The organism is Aminobacter sp. P4_D5 (assembly GCF_056401815.1).
This window is the reverse complement of record NZ_JBFUIP010000121.1, coordinates 1-17485: the sequence shown is the minus strand read 5'-3', so window position 1 is coordinate 17485 and position 17485 is coordinate 1. Positions and strand designations below refer to the sequence as shown.

Below are 17485 nucleotides of genomic sequence, written 5' to 3'. Positions count from 1 at the left end.
GCGGCGAAACGAGGACTAGGACGCCCGATGAAATCGCAAGCTTTTGCGTCCCAAAGTCCCAATCCCTTGCGAAACCGAATACTTGACACCGMAGAAAACCCCAACCGGCGCAGGCGGTTGCACGTTATTCACGACCGACCAGTTATATGCAGACACCCTAATTTAATCATCTGAGCGCCGCATCATCAACACAGTTGCTGCCTAGGCCAAAAGTCGGGCGGACGGGGACACTGGGGGTTCAACACCAATCAAGAACCAACGGGGAGACCCTATGACGCAACATAGCGCCAACGAGCAGTATCTGCTTGAACTCATCAATGCAGAGCGCGCCAAAGCAGGCGCCCAGCCGCTTGCATTCGACAACGACCTCAGCGAAGCCGCCGAGGGGCATGACCAGTGGATGCTTGCAACCGACGTCTTTTCGCACACCGGCTCCGGCGGTTCGTCCCCAACCACCCGCATGAAAGCCGCTGGTTATATCCTGAGCGGATCGTGGGCCACTGGTGAGAACATCGCCTGGGCGACCACCCGCGCCCCGACTGGCTATGTCGACGAGGTCAAGCTTCTGCACACCAACCTGATGAATTCCTCAGGTCATCGCGCCAACATCCTCAACCCGAACTTCCGCGAAGTGGGCCTCGGCATCGAGGTCGGCGACTACAAAGGACGCTCAAGCGCTTTTGTCACCGAGGATTTCGGAAAGACCGGCTCGGATCTGTTCCTGACGGGCGTTGCCTTTGACGACAAGGACGGCGACCATTTCTACGATCCGGGCGAAGGGCTCGGCGCCATCACGGTGACCGCCAAGAACGCAGCAGGCCAGTCCTTCAAGACCACGACGTCCGCGGCCGGCGGCTACGACCTAGCGCTGAAGCCCGGCACCTATACGGTGACCTTCTCGGGCGCCAATATTGACACCTCGACCCAGACGGCGACGATCGGCACCAAGAATGTCAAGAAGGACCTGATCGATCCGACAATGAAGTCGGGAACGCTGGCGGCGACAGCCTCGGCTGAAGATGCAGGTTCCGACACTGGCCACACGCAACCGGCAGCACCGGCGACCCCGACCGACACAACGGATGCCGGGAGCAATTCCAATGCTTGGCTCGCTGATTTCTTCAAGGGGATGGATCATTTCGGCGCGGATCAAGGTACGCGTGCCGCAAGTACGGTAAGTGCATCCGGCGATGGCGCTCTCAAGCAGGGCCATTCGGTTGCGCTTGATGGCGATCATCTGCAGTTTGCGCAGAACATCGCCACGCACGCCAATGCCGAGCACATCTCCGATCTGTTCGACGGCAGCCATATTCACCAGGCGGTCGACGACGCAGTTGCGGCGCTCCAGGCGCATCTGCCGGCCGACGCACACGTGGTTGCGGAGGCGGGCGATGCGGCGCAAGCTGCGGTTGCCAAGATACTGGCGCAGATGGCCGCGCATTCCGGCCAGCACAACGCAGATCTCGTCGTCTAAACATGAGCTGACATGGCAGACAGGCGGATCGCGCTTCAGGCGCGGTCCGCCCGCATCGCCGATTGCTGCCGCCACTTGGGGGAAAGACCCTGACTCAACCGTCTAGTGACCAGAACCAGACGAACCGCTCCGAGCTTCGTGAAGCGCTGGCCTCATTCCGGGGCGCGTTTATTGCCGTCGCCGGATTCAGCGGCCTCATCAATGTGTTGATGCTGTCCGGTTCGCTGTTCATGCTCCAGGTCTACGACCGGGTGTTGCCGAGTCGCTCCGTGCCGACGCTGGTGGCGCTGATCATCATGGTGGTGGTTCTCTATGCCTTTCAGGGCATACTGGAAGCGGTGCGCGCCCGGGTGCTGACACGTATCGGCGCCGGCATCGATGAAATGATCAGCGGCCGCATATTCAATTGCATCGTCCGGCTGCCGCTGCGTACCCGCGACCGGGGCGAAGGCCTGCAGGCGCTGCGCGACCTCGACCAGGTCAGCGGTTTTCTCTCCGGCGGCGGACCGGCGGCACTCTTCGACCTGCCGTGGATACCGCTTTACGTCGGTATCTGCTTCCTGTTCCATCCGTGGATTGGCGTCGCGGCCCTCGTCGGCGCGGCCCTTTTGGTATTGTTGACAGTGATCGCCGACCGGCTGGTGCGCGTGCCGACGAAATCGATGTCAGGCTTCAGCGCAAGGCGGAGCGCGATCGCTCAGGCCGGCGCGCGCAACGCCGAGGTGCTGACGGCGATGGGCATGAGCGAGAACCTTGCGAAGCGCTGGAACCAGGCCAACGGTGATTTCCGCGAGGCACAGGAACGCGCCAGCGACCTGACCGGTGGTCTTGGCGCCGTGTCGCGCATTCTGCGCATGATGCTGCAATCGATGGTGCTGGCGCTCGGCGCTTATCTGGTCATCTACCAGCAGGCGACGCCGGGCATCATCATCGCCAGTTCCATTCTCACCTCGCGGGCGCTTGCGCCCATCGAACTTGCCATCGCGCACTGGAAAAGCTTTCTCAACGCCCGGCAAAGCTGGCGGCGACTTGATGAACTGTTCAAAGCACTTCCCGTCTCCGAAGGCGGCATGGAGCTGCCGGCACCTGCCTCGGAACTCGCGGTCGAATTCATCAGCGTCGTGGCCCCCGGCGATCGACGGCTTGTCGTGCAGGACGTCGAGTTCTCGATCCGCGCTGGATCGGGTGTCGGTGTCATCGGGCCGAGCGGCTCGGGAAAATCTTCACTTGCACGTGCGCTCGTCGGCGTCTGGCCGCTGATGCGCGGCAAGATCCGGCTCGATGGCGCAGCACTCGAGCAGTGGCCGGCGCAGTTGCTCGGCCGCCATATCGGTTATCTGCCGCAGGACGTGGAACTATTTGCTGGCACGGTCGGCCAAAACATCTCGCGCTTCGACGATAATGCGCCCCCTGAAGCAATCATCGCTGCGGCGACGGTGGCCGGCGTGCATGAAATGATCCTGCGCCTGCCCGAAGGCTACCAGACGGAAATCGGCGAAAACGGCGCCGCACTTTCCGCCGGCCAGCGCCAGCGGGTGGCACTGGCACGCGCGCTGTTCCGCGATCCGTTCCTGGTCGTGCTCGACGAACCCAATTCCAACCTCGATGCGGCGGGCGACCAGGCGTTGACGCAAGCCATAGAACACATCAAGGCGCGTGGCGGCATCGTGATCGTGGTCGCACATCGGCCGAGCGTACTTGCAGCGCTCGATCATCTGCTGGTTCTCGGCGGTGGAAAGCAGCAAGCTTTTGGACCGAAGAACGAGATCGCGCGACATGCACTCCAGCCGGTACCCGTACCGCTGCATGCTGTGGGAACGGCGGGCTGACGATGACACTCGTAACGAACCAATTTTCCACGCACCGACTGCGGGTGGTGAAGGAACTTACGCTTTCAGCCAAGGCGAAAGCCATTTCACTCCTCGACAGTGGTGCCCAGCCGATCGCCGGGGCCTCCCCACAACAACAGAGACTGCGTCATGCCATACGCCGAAATGTGAGGCTGGGGACGATTGCCGCACTGGTGCTTGTCGGYGGCCTCGGCCTTTGGGCAGCCACCAGCAATCTGTCTGGCGCGGTCGTGGCAGCCGGTCATCTGGCTGTCGATTCCAACGTCAAATCGGTTCAGCATCCACAAGGTGGTGTCGTCGGCGCACTGAATGTGCAAAACGGCAGCGTGGTTGCGGCCGGCGATGTATTGGCACGCCTCGACGACACGGTGGCGCGCGCCAATCTCGCCATAGTTGACAGTAGTCTGGACGAACTCACCGCACGGCGGGCTCGGCTGACCGCCGAGCGCGATGGCGCCGAAGCAGTCAACTATCCTGCAGAACTGGCCACGCGAGCGTTCGATCCTCGTGTCAGGCAGTTGATCGAGGGCGAAAACAAGGTGTTTGCGCTGAGGCGGCAGGCACGCGACGGCCAGGTCTCGCAGCTACGCGAACGCATCGCCCAGTTCCGCCAGGAGATCGCTGGCCTCGAAGCCCAGCAGAAGAGCAAGCAGCAGGAAATTTTGCTGACCAAGGTCGAGCTGGATAGCATCAACCAGCTTTGGCAAAAGAAGCTCGTTCCGATGTCACGGCTGGCCGAGCGCCAGCGCGCCCAGGCACAGCTCGCCGGCGAAGACGGCCAACTGACCGCGGCGGCCGCGCAGACACGCGGGCGGATCAGCGAAACAGAACTTGCCATCATCCAGATCGGCCAAGATATGCGCAGCGAAGTGGCCGGCGAATTGCGCGAGATCGACGCCAAGGCAAGCGAGATGAAGGAGCGGCAGGTGGCCGCCGAGCAATCGCTGAAGCAGATTGACATTCGCGCGCCACAGTCGGGCCGGGTCCACCAGTTGGCCATCCACACGGTTGGCGGCGTCATCACGCCGGGCGAGGCGATCATGCAGATCGTGCCGACGGCGGACGCGCTGGTAGTCGAGGCGCGGGTCGCGCCACAGGACATTGACCAGATCCGCATCGGGCAGCCGGTAACGCTTCGCCTGTCGGCGTTCAGCCAGCAGACCACGCCGGAAGTGGACGGCACAGTCGACCGGATCTCGCCCGATATGATCGAGGATCCCAAAGCTGGCGTCTCCTACTACGCCATTCGCATTGGCTTGTCGGCGAAGAGCCTCGAACAGGCAGGCCCACTTGAACTCAAGCCCGGCATGCCGGCGGAGGTGTTTCTTAAAACCACCGATCGCACGGTGCTGTCTTATTTGTTCAAGCCGCTGACCGACCAGGCCAGTCGCGCCTTCCGCAGCGACTAGCTGTGGAATCTCAATAGGTTGTCTCGGGGCGTTGGTGCTTGGATCCGTTGTTGGCCACAATTAAGTCTATGATGGCGCTCGTCATTTCGTTTTCGCCTTGCAACGAACGGACTTCGGGCGTGCACAGGCGAGCATGCGGTTGAAAACGGCGCATCCGATGGCGACCTCCGTCTGCTGGGCCGGGAAGGAGCGGGCCTTCAAGCGCCCTGCGATACTTCCCTTGTATCGCCCGATGGCGGTCTCGATCAGTGCCCTCTTGCCGTAGCCGGTGGACGCCTGCCACTTCATGCGGCCATCTCTATTGATCGACGCTATGTGATCGTCTCTGTGGCCGGGTGGTTCGGTGTCGATCCGTTCCACTGCGTTCGAGCGTGGTGGAATGACGATCCGGGCTTCGGCGCTGTGCCGCAAGACGGCGTTGTAGATAGGGTCGCCATCATAGGCGCCGTCGGCGATGAACAGGCCGATCTGGCCGTCGATCTGGTCGAGCAACGGCTCCACCTGCGAGGCGTCGCCTGTGTCCTGATCTGTCAACGTATGAGCAATGATCTCGCCGTTGTCGGCATCCAGGGCCATATGCAGCTTGCACCACGTGCGGCGGGATTTGGCACCATGCTTTTCTTCCAGCCACTGGCCGGCACCGTAGATCTGCAGGCCGGTGCTGTCGACCAGCACATGCAATGGACCGCGCAGTGGTTTAGCCTGTGGCCGCAGTTCGCAAAACAACGAACCTGGAGCAATGATCATGAAAAGCGATTTCACGCCGAAATTTGATCTTGAAGGCCGGATTGTTCTGGTGACGGGTGCATCACGCGGCATCGGAAAGGCATGCGCTTGTGCCTGTGCAGCCATGGGCGCCGACGTCGTCCTTGGCGTTCGCAACCCTGCCGATTGTCTTGAGCTCGTATCAACAATCGAAAGCTTTGGTCGGCGTGCCCTCGCGGTTTCGATGGACCTGGCAGATTTGGCCACGATACAGGACGCGGTTGCTCGTGCTCATGCTGAGTTCGGACGCATCGACGTGTTGGTCAACAATGTCGGCGTCAGCCCGGAAAATCTAGCCGAAAATGTGAACGAGAACGACTTCGACTTCACGGTCAACATCAATCTCAAGGGTACGTTCTTCGTCACCCAGGCAGTTGGCAGGCTGATGATTGCGCAGAAGTCCGGGAGGATTATCAACATAAGCTCGCAGGCGGGGAGCGTAGTCCTCAAGGGCGAGGCAATCTACTGTATGACCAAGGCGGCGATCAATCACCTTACACGTTGCCTTGCCCTGGAATGGGCGCCATACAACATCACCGTCAACTCTGTGGCGCCGACCTTTGTGTGGACCGACGGAACAAGGCCCAGCCTCGCGGATCCTAAATTCCACCAGCACGTATTGAAGCACATTCCTCTCGGCCGGATTGGTGACCCGATCGACGTTGCTGGGATGGTCGTCTTCCTTGCTTCTCCCGCCGCCTCGCTGGTGACCGGAGCCAATATGCTGGTCGATGGTGGATGGTCTATCGCCTAGTAACACTTGCTGGCGTCGACTTGAGGCCCAGCGTTGATACTGAGCTCTATCTTGCCATGAACGCGCAGGCGAGATCTTCTGCCGGTAGTGTGCCGCAATTGTAGGTGCCGGCGTGATCGCTGCGGACGAACGACCATATTGCCGCCCCTTTGGACGTCGGGTCGCGCACTTGTCAACCTCGCGCACGGCAAGATTGCGCATCAGACTAACCTGCCTCTCCCTTCGCATATTTTGGGAATGATAGTGATGCCGAACCGTCCGCCGGCATCTACGGCCACCCGGCTGCTGCCGAATTGGCGACATTAGTGACGTCCGAAAGTCAGCAAGCGAAGCAGGGCAATGCAATGGAGTTCCGAAACAACTCGCCGGTACACGTGGAAGCTATTTACCTGGACAGGCTTTGGGCAGAGGATAGCCGGGCGGGAGGAAGCACCCGGAATCCCTTGATTTAGTGCGTCCGAACGGCTTCCGACCGTTGGTTGCAAGGGAGGAAAATCATGAAACGTATTTTCCCGCTCGCGGTATGCGCCGCGGCGTTGATGCATTGCGTTCCCTATGCCTTCGCACAGTCCGGCAGTGTCGAAAAAGCTGTCGGCGGTTATGGCTTCGAAGAAGCAGCAAAGGAGGCCCCCGGTACTAAGGACTTCCATTCGGCCGATGGTCACCTCACTTTCGCTTTGGTGACACACACGGCCGGCAATGGCTTCTTCGATCCGGTCTATGTCGGTGCGACCGTCGCCGGCAATATGATTGGCGCCAAGATCCTGCTGCTCGGCTCGGAATCACCGGTCGACGATCCTGCCCGCGAAATCGAAATCCTGAACCAGATCGTTCAGGATCCTACCATCGACGGCATCATCATGACGACACCGCAGGTCGGTGCCTATAACGATATCGTCAAAGCCGCCGAGGCAGCGGGCATCCCGATTGCCACGACAAATTCCTTTGACGGCACGATCCTCAACCGCAGCGCCATCAGCCATACCGGTCAAGACGCGTCCGCTGCTGCAATCGGCGGCGAGGCGCTTGCAAAATGCGTGCTCGATAGCGGCAAGACGAGCGGCTCGATCGTGCTGCCGTCATCGACGGCGATGGGCAATATAGAGGTGAACAACCGCGTCACCGCCGCCTTCAATGCCATCGTCAAGACGCTGAAGGATGCCGGCAAGCTCGATGGCTTCAAGGTCGACGCCGGACCGGAGAATGTCGGCATCGACACCAATCCGAACGATCCGGTCAACGCGCTCGTTTCGCTCTTCGAGTCGCGTGGTGATGTTGTCGGCGCCTTCACGGCCAACAACGTATTCACCCCGCCGCTGGTCAAGGCGGTGACTCAGGCCGGTTTGAGCGGCAAGATTTGCGCCTTTGGTTTCGACCTTGGCCCGGCACAGCAGGAAGGCATCGCTGCCGGCAACCTTACCGGCTCGCTTGGGCAGCAACCGTTCCTGCAGGGCTTCTGGCCGGTCATGCAGCTATATCTGCAGATTGATCGTGGCATCTCGGCCGCCAATCTCGACACGCGCGCGCAATTGGTGACGAAGGATACGGTCGCAAAAGTCGGCAAGCGTTTCGAGAACTGATTTTTCGCTCGAAGCATCTGCAATCGGGGAGGGCGCAAACCTTCCCACCATGTGATGACAATGATCGAGTGGTAGGACCTATGGAACTCACCACGAGGGCATCGCTTGGCCGTGCGCCTTCCCAGCTCGCCGGCGGCTGGGAGGTCGGGCTGCTGCTGTTTCTTGCGCTTCTTTATTTGGGCGGCGCCGTTGTGAATCCGACCTTCTTCGGCTCAACCGAGGCTCTTCACGCGCTGCTGCGTGACACCTCGCGGGTGGCCATCATCGCGGTCGGAATGACCTTCGTCATCGTCAACAAGGACCTCGATCTTTCGGTCGGCTCCACATACGGCCTGGTAGCCGTGGTCTTCGCCAGGCTATTTGCGCCGAGTTTTCTCGATTTTGGCATCGTCACATCGGTGCTCCTGTGCGTGCTCCTGGGCACGGCGATCGGGCTCGTCAACGGCGTGCTGGTTACCGTCCTGAAGGCGCCGGCTTTCATCGCCACGCTGACGATCCTGTTCATTGGCCGCGGCTTCGTCCTCGCGCTGACGCATGGCCAGGCCATATATTATTCCGACAAGGCGAAGGACCATCCGCTTTTCTTCAGCCTGGGCGAAACCAATATCCTGGGCTTTAACAACCAGATCCTGGTCTTCGGCATCGTCGCGGTAGTGGGCGCCTACGTGCTTGCCAAGACCCGCTGGGGCTACGAGACATTCGCCACCGGAGGCAACGAACAGGCGGCCGTCTATGCCGGCATTCCCACACGCTGGGTGCGCATCCGCGGCTACCTGATCTCCTCGCTTTGCGCGACGATTGCGGCGCTGCTATCGGCCGCGCAGGACAAGGGCGTAACGCCGCTCTACGGCGTCAGCTGGGAACTCACCGTCATCGCTTCGGTCGTCATCGGCGGCGCGTCTATCTTGGGCGGACGCGGCCGCGTGTTCGGGTCGTGCCTCGGCGCCGCGGTCGTCGTCCTGATCGACAAGGTGTTGCGCGAAGGTTGGCCGATCACCCGTCTGATCGTGATCGACGGCGAAGAAATTGCGGTTAGTGCCAAGTACACGCTGCCGGCAGGGGCGGTGCTGGTCTTCCTTGGCCTCCTTCTCGTCACAGCAGTGCTCATCGAGCCCTACTTGGTTCGCCGCCAGATTGCTGGACGGCTCTGGGCATGGCTGCGTGGCCGGCCGCCGCCACCTGCCTTCGAGATTGGAGGCGTTGCGCTCGAGGGCGTCCAGACCAAGGGCGCGATGGCAGCCGACATGGTGCTGTCCAACACCAGGATGGGCAAGTTCCTCGCCCGGCGCGACGCGCTGGCGCTCATGCTCACCGCGGTGCTTTGGCTGATAGGTCTCCTTCTCAGACCAGATTATTGGTGGAACCTGTCCAACACCTTCGCGATCCTGCTCAACTACACAGAACTCGCCCTGATCACGATCGGTCTCACCTACGTCATCGCGGCCGGCGATATTGACCTCTCTGTCGGGGCGGTGCTTGCGCTTGCAGGCAGCACCGCTGCCTATTTCCTGAAGGTTCTCGGCGCCGACCCGTTCACAGCTGTCACGATGGGCCTGCTTGCGGGAATGGCCGCCGGCCTTATCAACGCGGTCGTCACGGTCGGCTTCAAGCTGCCTGCCTTTATCGCCACGCTTGGGATGTTTTACATCGCCCGCGGCCTTGCTGCCTGGTTTGTCGCTGGCCAGCAACTGACAGGTTGGTCCGAGACCTACAACCTGCTCGGACGCAAGGTGAACGACATTTTTCAGCATTTCCGCGTTTCCCTGCCCGACGGAATCGTCCGCACGGTTGCAGAGGTGGTCAGTGTCCAGACCCTTTGGATGCTGCTCGTCGCCCTCATCGCCGGCGTCGTCCTCGCCTACACGCCATTCGGACAGAAGGTCTACGCGACCGGAGGCAACATCCGCGCCRCCGCCTATGCCGGCATCAACACCGGCCGGGTGCGCTTCTTTTCATTCATGCTGGCCGCACTTTGCGCCTCCATGGCCGGTATCATCAACATCGCCTACTTCCGCAGCTTCAACCCGGTTGCCGGCCAGTTCCGCGAACTCGACGCTATCGCCGCAGTGATCATCGGAGGCGGGTCGATCTTCGGCGGCTACGGTACGATCGTCGGCGCGCTATCCGGCGCTGCCGTGATTACTCTTGTCCGGGCTCTGCTGCAGCTCAACGTTCAGGGCTTCACCATGCCGCAGCACTGGATCAACGTCTTCATCGGCGGCATTCTCATCGTCGCCGTGCTCATCGACATTTGGGTGCGCCAGGCAAACATTTTCGGTCGCCTGCGGACCCGCCTGGCGCAACGCAAGCGAACATCGGAGCCCCCCCATGGCTGAAGCCGACGCACCGATCGTGGAAATGCGGGGCATCGAAAAGGCCTTCGGTGCGGTGCAGGCGCTCCGCAACGTCGACCTGGTGCTTTATCCGGGGGAGATCCTTGGGCTGGTCGGCGACAATTCAGCCGGCAAATCGACGCTGATGAAGATTCTGACCGGCGCCTACCAGCGTGACGCTGGCGAAATCTCGGTCGCTGGCGAACCGGTGCATTTCAAGAGCCCGCATGAGAGCCGCAGCGCCGGCATCGAGATGATCTACCAGGACTTCGCGCTCTGCGGCAACATGGACGTCGGCCAGAACATCTTTCTTGGCCGCTGGCCGCTCAAGGGTCTTTTTGTCAATCGGCGCAAAATGTACGCGGAGGCCAACAACGTATTGAAGCGGCTCAAGGTCGATGTGAACTCCGTCTACCAGAAGGTCGAGAGCCTCTCGGGCGGGCGCCAGCAATCCGTGGCGATTGCGCGTGCGATCTCGTTCCAGCCGCGCGTCGTGGTCCTCGACGAGCCGACAGCCAACCTCTCGGTGATGGCCACCGAGCGCCTGCTCGAGACCATGCTGGAGCTGAAGAAGCAAGGCGTCGCCCAGATCATCATCTCACACCGTCTTGTCGACATCTTCGCTGTCGGCGACCGCGTGATGGTGCTGAAACGTGGGGAGAACGTCGGCGACCGCTACATCAACAACACCGACGAGCATGAGGTGCTGGAGATCATCGTTTCCGGCACGCGAGAGCATGCACTTACGGCCGATGAGGCAAGGCAGATTTGACAGACCAGCATGGATCTTCAGGCGCGGCCGCCGAGCGGCATTGTGGACTAGAATGACAGGCCAGCCTCAGTTCGCTGTCTTCTTGCACATCGGCCTTGGCCGCTCTCCATCTCAGGTGACCGTCTCACCGTGTTGTGGCTTCAAGCTGGCCTGATACTCAGACTGACGATAGCAGTTCGGCGTTCCAAGAGACGCGCAAAGGCGGTCAGACGGTCCAGAAATATCGCACCATGTGGAAAAAGACCGGGGCGGCAAAGACCAAGCTGTCGGCCCTGTCCATCATGCCCCCATGGCCTTCGATTAGGTGCCCCCAGTCCTTCACACCCTGATCGCGCTTGATGGCCGATGCGACAAGCCCGCCCAGGAAACCCATGAAACAAGTAACCAAGGCGACACCCGACGCCTGAAGCGGAGAGAACGGCGTCAGGAACGACAGCAACGCACCCAGCAGGCTCGCCGCGGCCAGCCCGCCAATCAACCCTTCCCAGGTTTTCGATGGCGAAACTGTCGGCGAAAAGCGGTGTTTGCCGAAAAGTTTGCCGAAAATATACTGCAGCACGTCGCTGCCCTGCACCGTGAGGATCAGGAAGGCAATGAGCAAAAGATTGCGCCCTTCAAACTGCGCCACGTCGAGTGTCAGCAAAGCCGGCACGTGGCTAACGCAATACACGGCGATCATGATGGCCCATTGCTGAGCTGCAACCCGCTCCAGAAAGCGTTCGGTATCCCCATGCAGCGCCGTGATCGCCGGCATGAGGAGGAAGCAGTAGACCGGGATGAAGATCGTGAACAGACCGTACCAAGCGGTCCAGACCAGCCAGTATTGCACCGGAATGATGATGCCGAACATGCCGAGCAGCACCCAATGGTCGCTGCGCCGGGAATGGGTCAGCGTTGCGAATTCGCGCAGCGCCGCAAAAGAGATGAAGGAAAAAAGTGCGATCATTCCACCTTTGCCGAAGAAGAAGGCAATCTCGATCAGGGCGACCATCACCCACCAGGCCAGTATGCGCTGGTTGAGGTTAACCAGCGTTGGGCTCAGCGGTTGTTCGGCGCGGTAGCTCAAGAACGCAGCGGCAGCACTCGCCGTGACCAGCACCGCAAACAGCCCGGCACCGAGCAGGCTTGTCTCGGGGCTCATTGATCGTCTCGCGGCGCGCGAGGATTGAGGGCAAGCAGTGCGCCACGGGCACGTTTGAGGAAGGCGCGGCGCTCCTCGCCCATAGCCACGGCAACCGGTGCGCCGAACACGACGCGGCATAGCAACGGCACTGGAAGAAACTGGCCTTTCGGCAGAACGCGGGACATGTTCTCGATCCAGCAGGGAATGAGTTCGACGTCGGGCCGGGCAATGGCGAGGTTGTAGAGCCCCGAGYGGAACGGCAGTAGCGGCTCATCGGTCATGTTTCGCGTGCCTTCTGGGAAGATGATCAGGGAATCGCCCTGTTCGAGCGCCGAAAGCATGATCGAGATCGGGTTCTTGCGAGGCTCTGTCCATCCACGATGAATAAGCACCGAAGACAGCATGTCTTCGGCGATGAAGCGGCGCAACCGCGACTTGCCCCAATATTCCGCCGCAGCGATGGCGCGTGTTCGGGCGCGCCTGCTTTCACTTAGGCAGGCCGACAACAAAATAAAATCTCCGTGGCTCGCGTGGTTGGCGAAGTAGATCCGTTGCCGGTCCGACGGCTCGCTGCCGCTCCAAATTGGCCGCACTCCGGTGACGATCCAGGCGAGCGCCGACAGGCCGACCGAGGTCGCCGTGCGCATGAGGCTCAACATTGCGGTGCGAACTCTGCTCATGTCTACGTCTGGTTCAACTGCGCACACCAAAAACAGCGACCGCCGCAGCGGCGATGAACAATGCAAGCGACAAGCGTTGCTTGAGGATCAGGCGGTTCGTGCCCACGATGCGCTCGGCAAGTGAACGGTTAGGGGCCGGTGAGGATTTCAGGCGCATGCGGACGAGAATGTCGTCCACGGCGGCTCCTGCCTCAGACTCATGATCATGGCTCGCGATCAACCGAAACAAAAGCGCGTCGAACAGGATGATCGCCGACAGCACAAGGGTAACAAAGCCGCTTGCTGTCGCCATGATCGGGGCGGCCCATGAAACCGAAACGGGAAGTGTCGCTGCGAAATAGTGGGCCATGCAGGGTGCCGCGATGGCAACAGTTGCAATCATCGCCGCTGGCCATGCCGATTGGACGAGTAATCGCCGGGCCAAACCCTCAGCGTGGTCGCGATGGCCCTTACCACTCATCTAGGCTCTCCGGCAAAGTGAACCGGTCGGCCGGCTTGCCTCAATATTTGCTGCGCCTCGGCGCGGGTTTTCGCCCGTCCAGTAAACACAAGCCATGTGGCTACAATGCCGGCGCTGCGCTGAAAACCAAGCGCGCAGCAAACCAGAACCGTACCAGTCCGCTGCGCGTTCTTGATGGCCTCCACCGCCTGTCGGGAGTTGGCCACTGACGGCGGCAGCAGATCGATAATGGGGATGCTGATCCAATTGCTGGTGATGCCCTCGGGTTTTTCGAATTCGGCAGCGAGGTCGATCACCGTGGCGAAGCCGTTCGCTTCCACGACCGTCGGAAATTGCCCAACGAATATGCCGTCAGCGATCGCCACATTTGGTGCTAGCTTGCGCGTCCAGCCCCAGACACTCAACTTTGCGCCCAAGCGATAGGGCAGCAAGAGAACGCGGCTCGCCAGCGAGACGCTTCCGTCGAAGGTCTTTTGGAATACGCGCGGTCCTGCCGCCGCATAGCCGAAGCCGACAATTGCCAGCGCAAGTGCCGGCCACAAAAGGACAAGAAGGAGCTCAGAAACAGACGGACCCGCCAACGCAGCCCAGACGGCCATGACCGACCCTGCACCATAGAAAAAAGCAAGCTTCCGGGCTTTTGGATCGCTGGAAAGCCGGGCGCCGGCGAATGGCAGCTCACCCCCCTGCGGAAACAGCCATAGGGCGAAAAAGCCAAGCAGCGCGCCSGTCGGAATGTCGATGAAATGGTGYTGCCARGTKGTCAGCACCGACAGACCTATAAGCAAGCACCAGAGGTACCAAGTATATTTCAGGAGGCCGCCAAGACGCTGGCGCCAATGATCCCAGATGATCACCAAAAGCGCGATGTGCAGCGACGGCGCCTGGTTGAATGGCTTGTCGAAACCGCCGAGTATGTCGAACAGGAAACCTGGCAGGCCGCTGGTTTCAGGGCGGACAAAAGTTGCGGTCAGCGGAAACAGGATGAAGCAGATAACTGCGACGATCTGCGCGGTCAGGTAACGACCTGCCAGTCGATCAACCCCGCGCTTGGTATCATTCAGCAGCAGCGACAGGCCATAAAACAGGTTGATCGACCAATAGGGAACGATGGTCCAGGCGAGGAAGGGAACATAGTGTTCCCACGACAGGACGATGCTGCCGACATCATCACGCCGCGACGTCAGCCAGTTGGCGAAACCGTAGGTGAGGTAGAAGAATGGCGCGAGAAAGCCAAGCCAGAGCACAGCCCTCAGGATCACCTTGGAATGAGGCTCGGCGCGCGCGATCTGTGAAAGCTTCAGAGTCATTGTTGCTCTCAGATGCGCCGCGYCGTCGAAACGGTAAAGATGCCCCACGGGTCGATGCGCTGGTCCAGCTTTTCGAAGCCGGCCGTTTCGACGAGTTGGTCCATTTCGGCCTGGGTGCGCCGGCGCATCACCCACGCCTGGCCACCGCGATGCGAAGTGAGACAACGGGCGATCATCTCGAGTTGCGGATGCCAGGGCTGGTTGGTGTAGATGAGCATGCTGCCGGATTGCATGGATTTCGCCAGTCCGCCAAGCGAACGCGCGATGATGGCGTTTTCGGAGAACAACTCGTAGAGGCCGGATACGATCGCCAAGTCAGGGGCCGGATCAAGCGCGGCAAGCATACCGGCATCAAAGGCGTCGGCCTGATGAAACGACACGCTGGAGGGCAGCCTCCTTTCGGCGATCAGCTTGAGGCCGAGCGAAACGTTGAGTTCCGAATAGTCCTGTAGGCGAACGCTCGCCGGTCGATCAGGGCATTTTTCGATGGCGTCTATGACATAGCGGCCGTGGCCTGCGGCGATGTCGATCATATTCACCGGCCGGCCGGCCGCTTTCAAAGTCGCCACTGAGCTTCCGACCAACTCCTCCAGATGAAGCTTGCGCTGGCGAATGCCGCGCCAGCCGATCGCATCGAGGAATATCCGATCGACCAGGCGTCCGACAAAACCTACGCCCCGCGCTTTGTCTTCGTAGACATAGTCGAGCGTCGAGCCGGAATCGAAACCAGTCGCCATTCCGATCTTCATGCCAGTTGAAAACCACGATCCCACGCGGATCGATGCGCGTGAGATCGCCCAATAGAGCCCTTTGGGGGACAGCGTTTCGAGTGGCGAGGCAAGTCTGTCCGCCTCGTCGCGGGTATAACCGGACAGATCGGCGCCCGTGAGATCTGCCCCCTTCCGAGTTGTCTCGAATTGCCGTTCGATGAACGGCCGGATCAGATCAAGCGCGATTGCCCGGTCGCGCTCGCCCAGCGTGTCGTGGAAGAAGCCGGCAAGCACATGCCGCTCCTTGGTCCGGCTGCCGAGATTGACGAAGAACTCTTGTTGCGGGCCTTGGCGCACTACCCAATCGCTGCCCGAGATCAGGACTTGCGTTGGCACTGTGATGGCCCGCGCGTCGGCGACGATGCGCGCCGCATGCTCATAGAGCTCGAGCAGGATGTTCGAGGCGATCGGCCGGGTGATCAGCACATCAGTCTCAAAGGAGGCGATGCGCGCAGGATCGTGGGTCAACAGCTTCGCCTTGACGTAAGAATTGACGAAGAACCGACCCTTGATCTTCTGCCACAACGCAATGCCGGGTCTGGCAAGAGGCACGTAGAGCTTGACCGAAAACGCCGGCGACGCCAACACCATGACGCGCAGCTTCGGCGCATAGTCGTGGACCCAGGCGGCTGCCAGAACAGCGCCGAAGGACTGGGCGATCAGCGCAACATCCTGCACAGCAAATCCGTCCTTGTCGGCGATCTCGCGGATAAAGCAATCAATGTCGCGCACAAGTGTTGCAAAGGATGGAGCATAGCCGCGCTCCCCGGACGAGCGGCCATTGCCGCGCGCATCCCAAGCGTAGAACGCATAATCGGGCATACGCAGTTCATCGACAAGATGAGCCGTGCGGCCACCATGTTCGTGGCCGCGATGAAACAGAACGATCGCTCCTTTCGGGGATGCCGACACCGCCGGCCAATAGCGAAAGAAGAGTTCGGTGCCGTCATGCGAAGCGAATATTCGCTCAACCACGCTGCGTGGGCTGTCTGGCGACGACACCATGGCGGAAGACTTTTCGTGCAGCATCGGTTGGCCTTCGAGAACTGAGGATTCCTGCATTCAGATGGTCGCCGCAGCGAGGCCGGCCCGGATGCGGTTGATAGCGGTTATTATCGACAGGATCGCCATGGTGGGAAATACCCAAGCAGCGATCGGCTGGACCCACAGGCCGCTGGCGACCAGCACGGAGATGACGCCCAAAGCGAGCGCCCGGTCGCTCTTGCCAAAGGGCCCGGCATAGTTGCGGGGCGCGCCGGCGGCGATGCCGAGCACGCCCGCAAACTCCGCCAGAACGGCCGAAATGGCGAAGGCGACGACACCCCACGGCGCGAAGGCGGGCACCGCTGCAAAGGCCAGGATCAGCGCCAGATCCGATGCCACGTCGCACAGCTCATTGAGATACATGCCAAGCGTCGATGCCTGGCCATGTTCGCGCGCCAGCATGCCATCAACGGCGTTTAGCGCCATGCGCACTAACAGCACGACCGGCATCAGTAAGAACACCGAACCTTTTTCGGGAAAGGCCGCAGTGAGCAGACCGGTGACTATCGACAGTGCGGCCGCCAGTACAGTCACCTGGTTGGCGGTCATGCCCATCGCGGCCAGCCAATTGACCAGTGGACGAAGTATCGCCTGGAATGCCGGCTTCAACGCATAGAGCGTCAGCATGCGTTTAGCCCCCCGGCCGCAGGCGTGAAATCATCGCCGTTCAAATCTCTCGTGGGGATGATCAATTGGCGCGAAAGACGCAAGAAAGACAGTTGAAGCAATCTAGGCGATACGAATGTCGCGCCACAGTTTGAATCGGTCGGATCGTTCAAACCCGGCGGTAAGGCTTCAGATGAGAGGACGATTTTTTTTGGCACAGCACAAGGTCTTTCGCAATCAATTGGGCAGTATCTTCGAAGGATAATTTTAGCGCACGAAACCGGGCTGACGTTTGCTTTTTCGCTGAGTTGCGGAGATAGATCGCTTTGCGAAAATTTAGCCTTTTCCGACATCCCCACTTGCTCCGACAAGTTTCCTTGCGACACTATATCTTCTGACAATTATATGCAATAGTTTCAATAGTTTACGGAATTGTTCGTTGGCGGACAATAGTAGTGCTGTCCAAGACAAGCGCCGTTGTCTCAGCGGATATAGAGGTTCCCGAGATTGGTTTGCTCGTTGCACAATAAATCTGATGCGACCACGGCCAAGACG

13 protein-coding genes and 1 pseudogene are annotated in these 17485 nt (G+C 60.4%); 7 read left to right on the top strand and 7 right to left on the bottom strand.

What is annotated here, in order from left to right; all coding sequences use genetic code 11:
• Nucleotides 1-271 precede the first annotated feature (271 nt).
• The 3 genes from AC1DWF_RS22050 (at nucleotide 272) to AC1DWF_RS22040 (ending at nucleotide 4733) form a co-directional block, all read left to right on the top strand.
• Complete coding sequence (locus tag AC1DWF_RS22050; protein ID WP_476789496.1) at nucleotides 272-1474, top strand: CAP domain-containing protein; 1203 nt, start codon at nucleotides 272-274, stop codon at nucleotides 1472-1474.
• 89 nt (nucleotides 1475-1563) lie between these two features.
• Nucleotides 1564-3303, top strand: coding sequence for a type I secretion system permease/ATPase (locus AC1DWF_RS22045; RefSeq protein ID WP_476785312.1), 1740 nt, complete (start codon nucleotides 1564-1566; stop codon nucleotides 3301-3303).
• Complete coding sequence (locus AC1DWF_RS22040; protein ID WP_476785313.1) at nucleotides 3300-4733, top strand: HlyD family type I secretion periplasmic adaptor subunit; 1434 nt, start codon at nucleotides 3300-3302, stop codon at nucleotides 4731-4733. Before AC1DWF_RS22045 ends, AC1DWF_RS22040 begins: the two co-directional genes overlap by 4 nt.
• 81 nt (nucleotides 4734-4814) lie before the next feature.
• On the opposite strand, the pseudogene AC1DWF_RS22035 reads toward AC1DWF_RS22040, so the two are convergent.
• Nucleotides 4815-5420, bottom strand: a pseudogene (locus AC1DWF_RS22035) (IS5 family transposase); the annotation flags it as partial.
• Nucleotides 5421-5478: 58 nt separating this feature from the next.
• Between AC1DWF_RS22035 and AC1DWF_RS22030 the strand changes: the two are divergent.
• From AC1DWF_RS22030 to AC1DWF_RS22015, 4 genes are all read left to right on the top strand, one after another.
• Nucleotides 5479-6252 (top strand): SDR family NAD(P)-dependent oxidoreductase, encoded by a 774-nt coding sequence (locus tag AC1DWF_RS22030; RefSeq protein ID WP_476789271.1) that lies wholly within the window; start codon nucleotides 5479-5481, stop codon nucleotides 6250-6252.
• A gap of 497 nt (nucleotides 6253-6749) precedes the next feature.
• On the top strand, nucleotides 6750-7832 hold the full coding sequence (locus tag AC1DWF_RS22025; protein WP_476789272.1) for a substrate-binding domain-containing protein: 1083 nt from the start codon (nucleotides 6750-6752) through the stop codon (nucleotides 7830-7832).
• A gap of 80 nt (nucleotides 7833-7912) precedes the next feature.
• On the top strand, nucleotides 7913-10168 hold the full coding sequence (locus AC1DWF_RS22020) for an ABC transporter permease (RefSeq protein WP_476842055.1): 2256 nt from the start codon (nucleotides 7913-7915) through the stop codon (nucleotides 10166-10168).
• A complete protein-coding gene (locus AC1DWF_RS22015) occupies nucleotides 10161-10937 on the top strand; it encodes an ATP-binding cassette domain-containing protein (RefSeq protein ID WP_476786085.1) in 777 nt (258 codons plus the stop codon). Before AC1DWF_RS22020 ends, AC1DWF_RS22015 begins: the two co-directional genes overlap by 8 nt.
• A 205-nt stretch (nucleotides 10938-11142) precedes the next feature.
• On the opposite strand, the gene AC1DWF_RS22010 is transcribed toward AC1DWF_RS22015, so the two are convergent.
• From AC1DWF_RS22010 to AC1DWF_RS21985, 6 genes are all read right to left on the bottom strand, one after another.
• Nucleotides 11143-12078, bottom strand: a complete 936-nt coding sequence (locus tag AC1DWF_RS22010) for a phosphatidate cytidylyltransferase (RefSeq protein WP_476789273.1) — start codon at nucleotides 12076-12078, stop codon at nucleotides 11143-11145.
• On the bottom strand, nucleotides 12075-12740 hold the full coding sequence (locus AC1DWF_RS22005) for a lysophospholipid acyltransferase family protein (RefSeq protein ID WP_476842054.1): 666 nt from the start codon (nucleotides 12738-12740) through the stop codon (nucleotides 12075-12077). Before AC1DWF_RS22005 ends, AC1DWF_RS22010 begins: the two co-directional genes overlap by 4 nt.
• 13 nt (nucleotides 12741-12753) lie before the next feature.
• Entirely contained in the window at nucleotides 12754-13122 is a 369-nt protein-coding gene (locus AC1DWF_RS22000; protein WP_476786403.1) for a hypothetical protein, read from the bottom strand.
• A gap of 74 nt (nucleotides 13123-13196) precedes the next feature.
• Nucleotides 13197-14510, bottom strand: a complete 1314-nt coding sequence (locus tag AC1DWF_RS21995) for a phosphatase PAP2/dual specificity phosphatase family protein (protein WP_476789274.1) — start codon at nucleotides 14508-14510, stop codon at nucleotides 13197-13199.
• An 8-nt stretch (nucleotides 14511-14518) separates the two neighbouring features.
• Complete coding sequence (locus tag AC1DWF_RS21990; RefSeq protein WP_476842056.1) at nucleotides 14519-16309, bottom strand: bifunctional alpha/beta hydrolase/class I SAM-dependent methyltransferase; 1791 nt, start codon at nucleotides 16307-16309, stop codon at nucleotides 14519-14521.
• A 33-nt stretch (nucleotides 16310-16342) separates the two neighbouring features.
• A complete protein-coding gene (locus AC1DWF_RS21985) occupies nucleotides 16343-16951 on the bottom strand; it encodes a CDP-alcohol phosphatidyltransferase family protein (protein WP_476783663.1) in 609 nt (202 codons plus the stop codon).
• Between the last annotated feature and the right edge of the window lie 534 nt (nucleotides 16952-17485).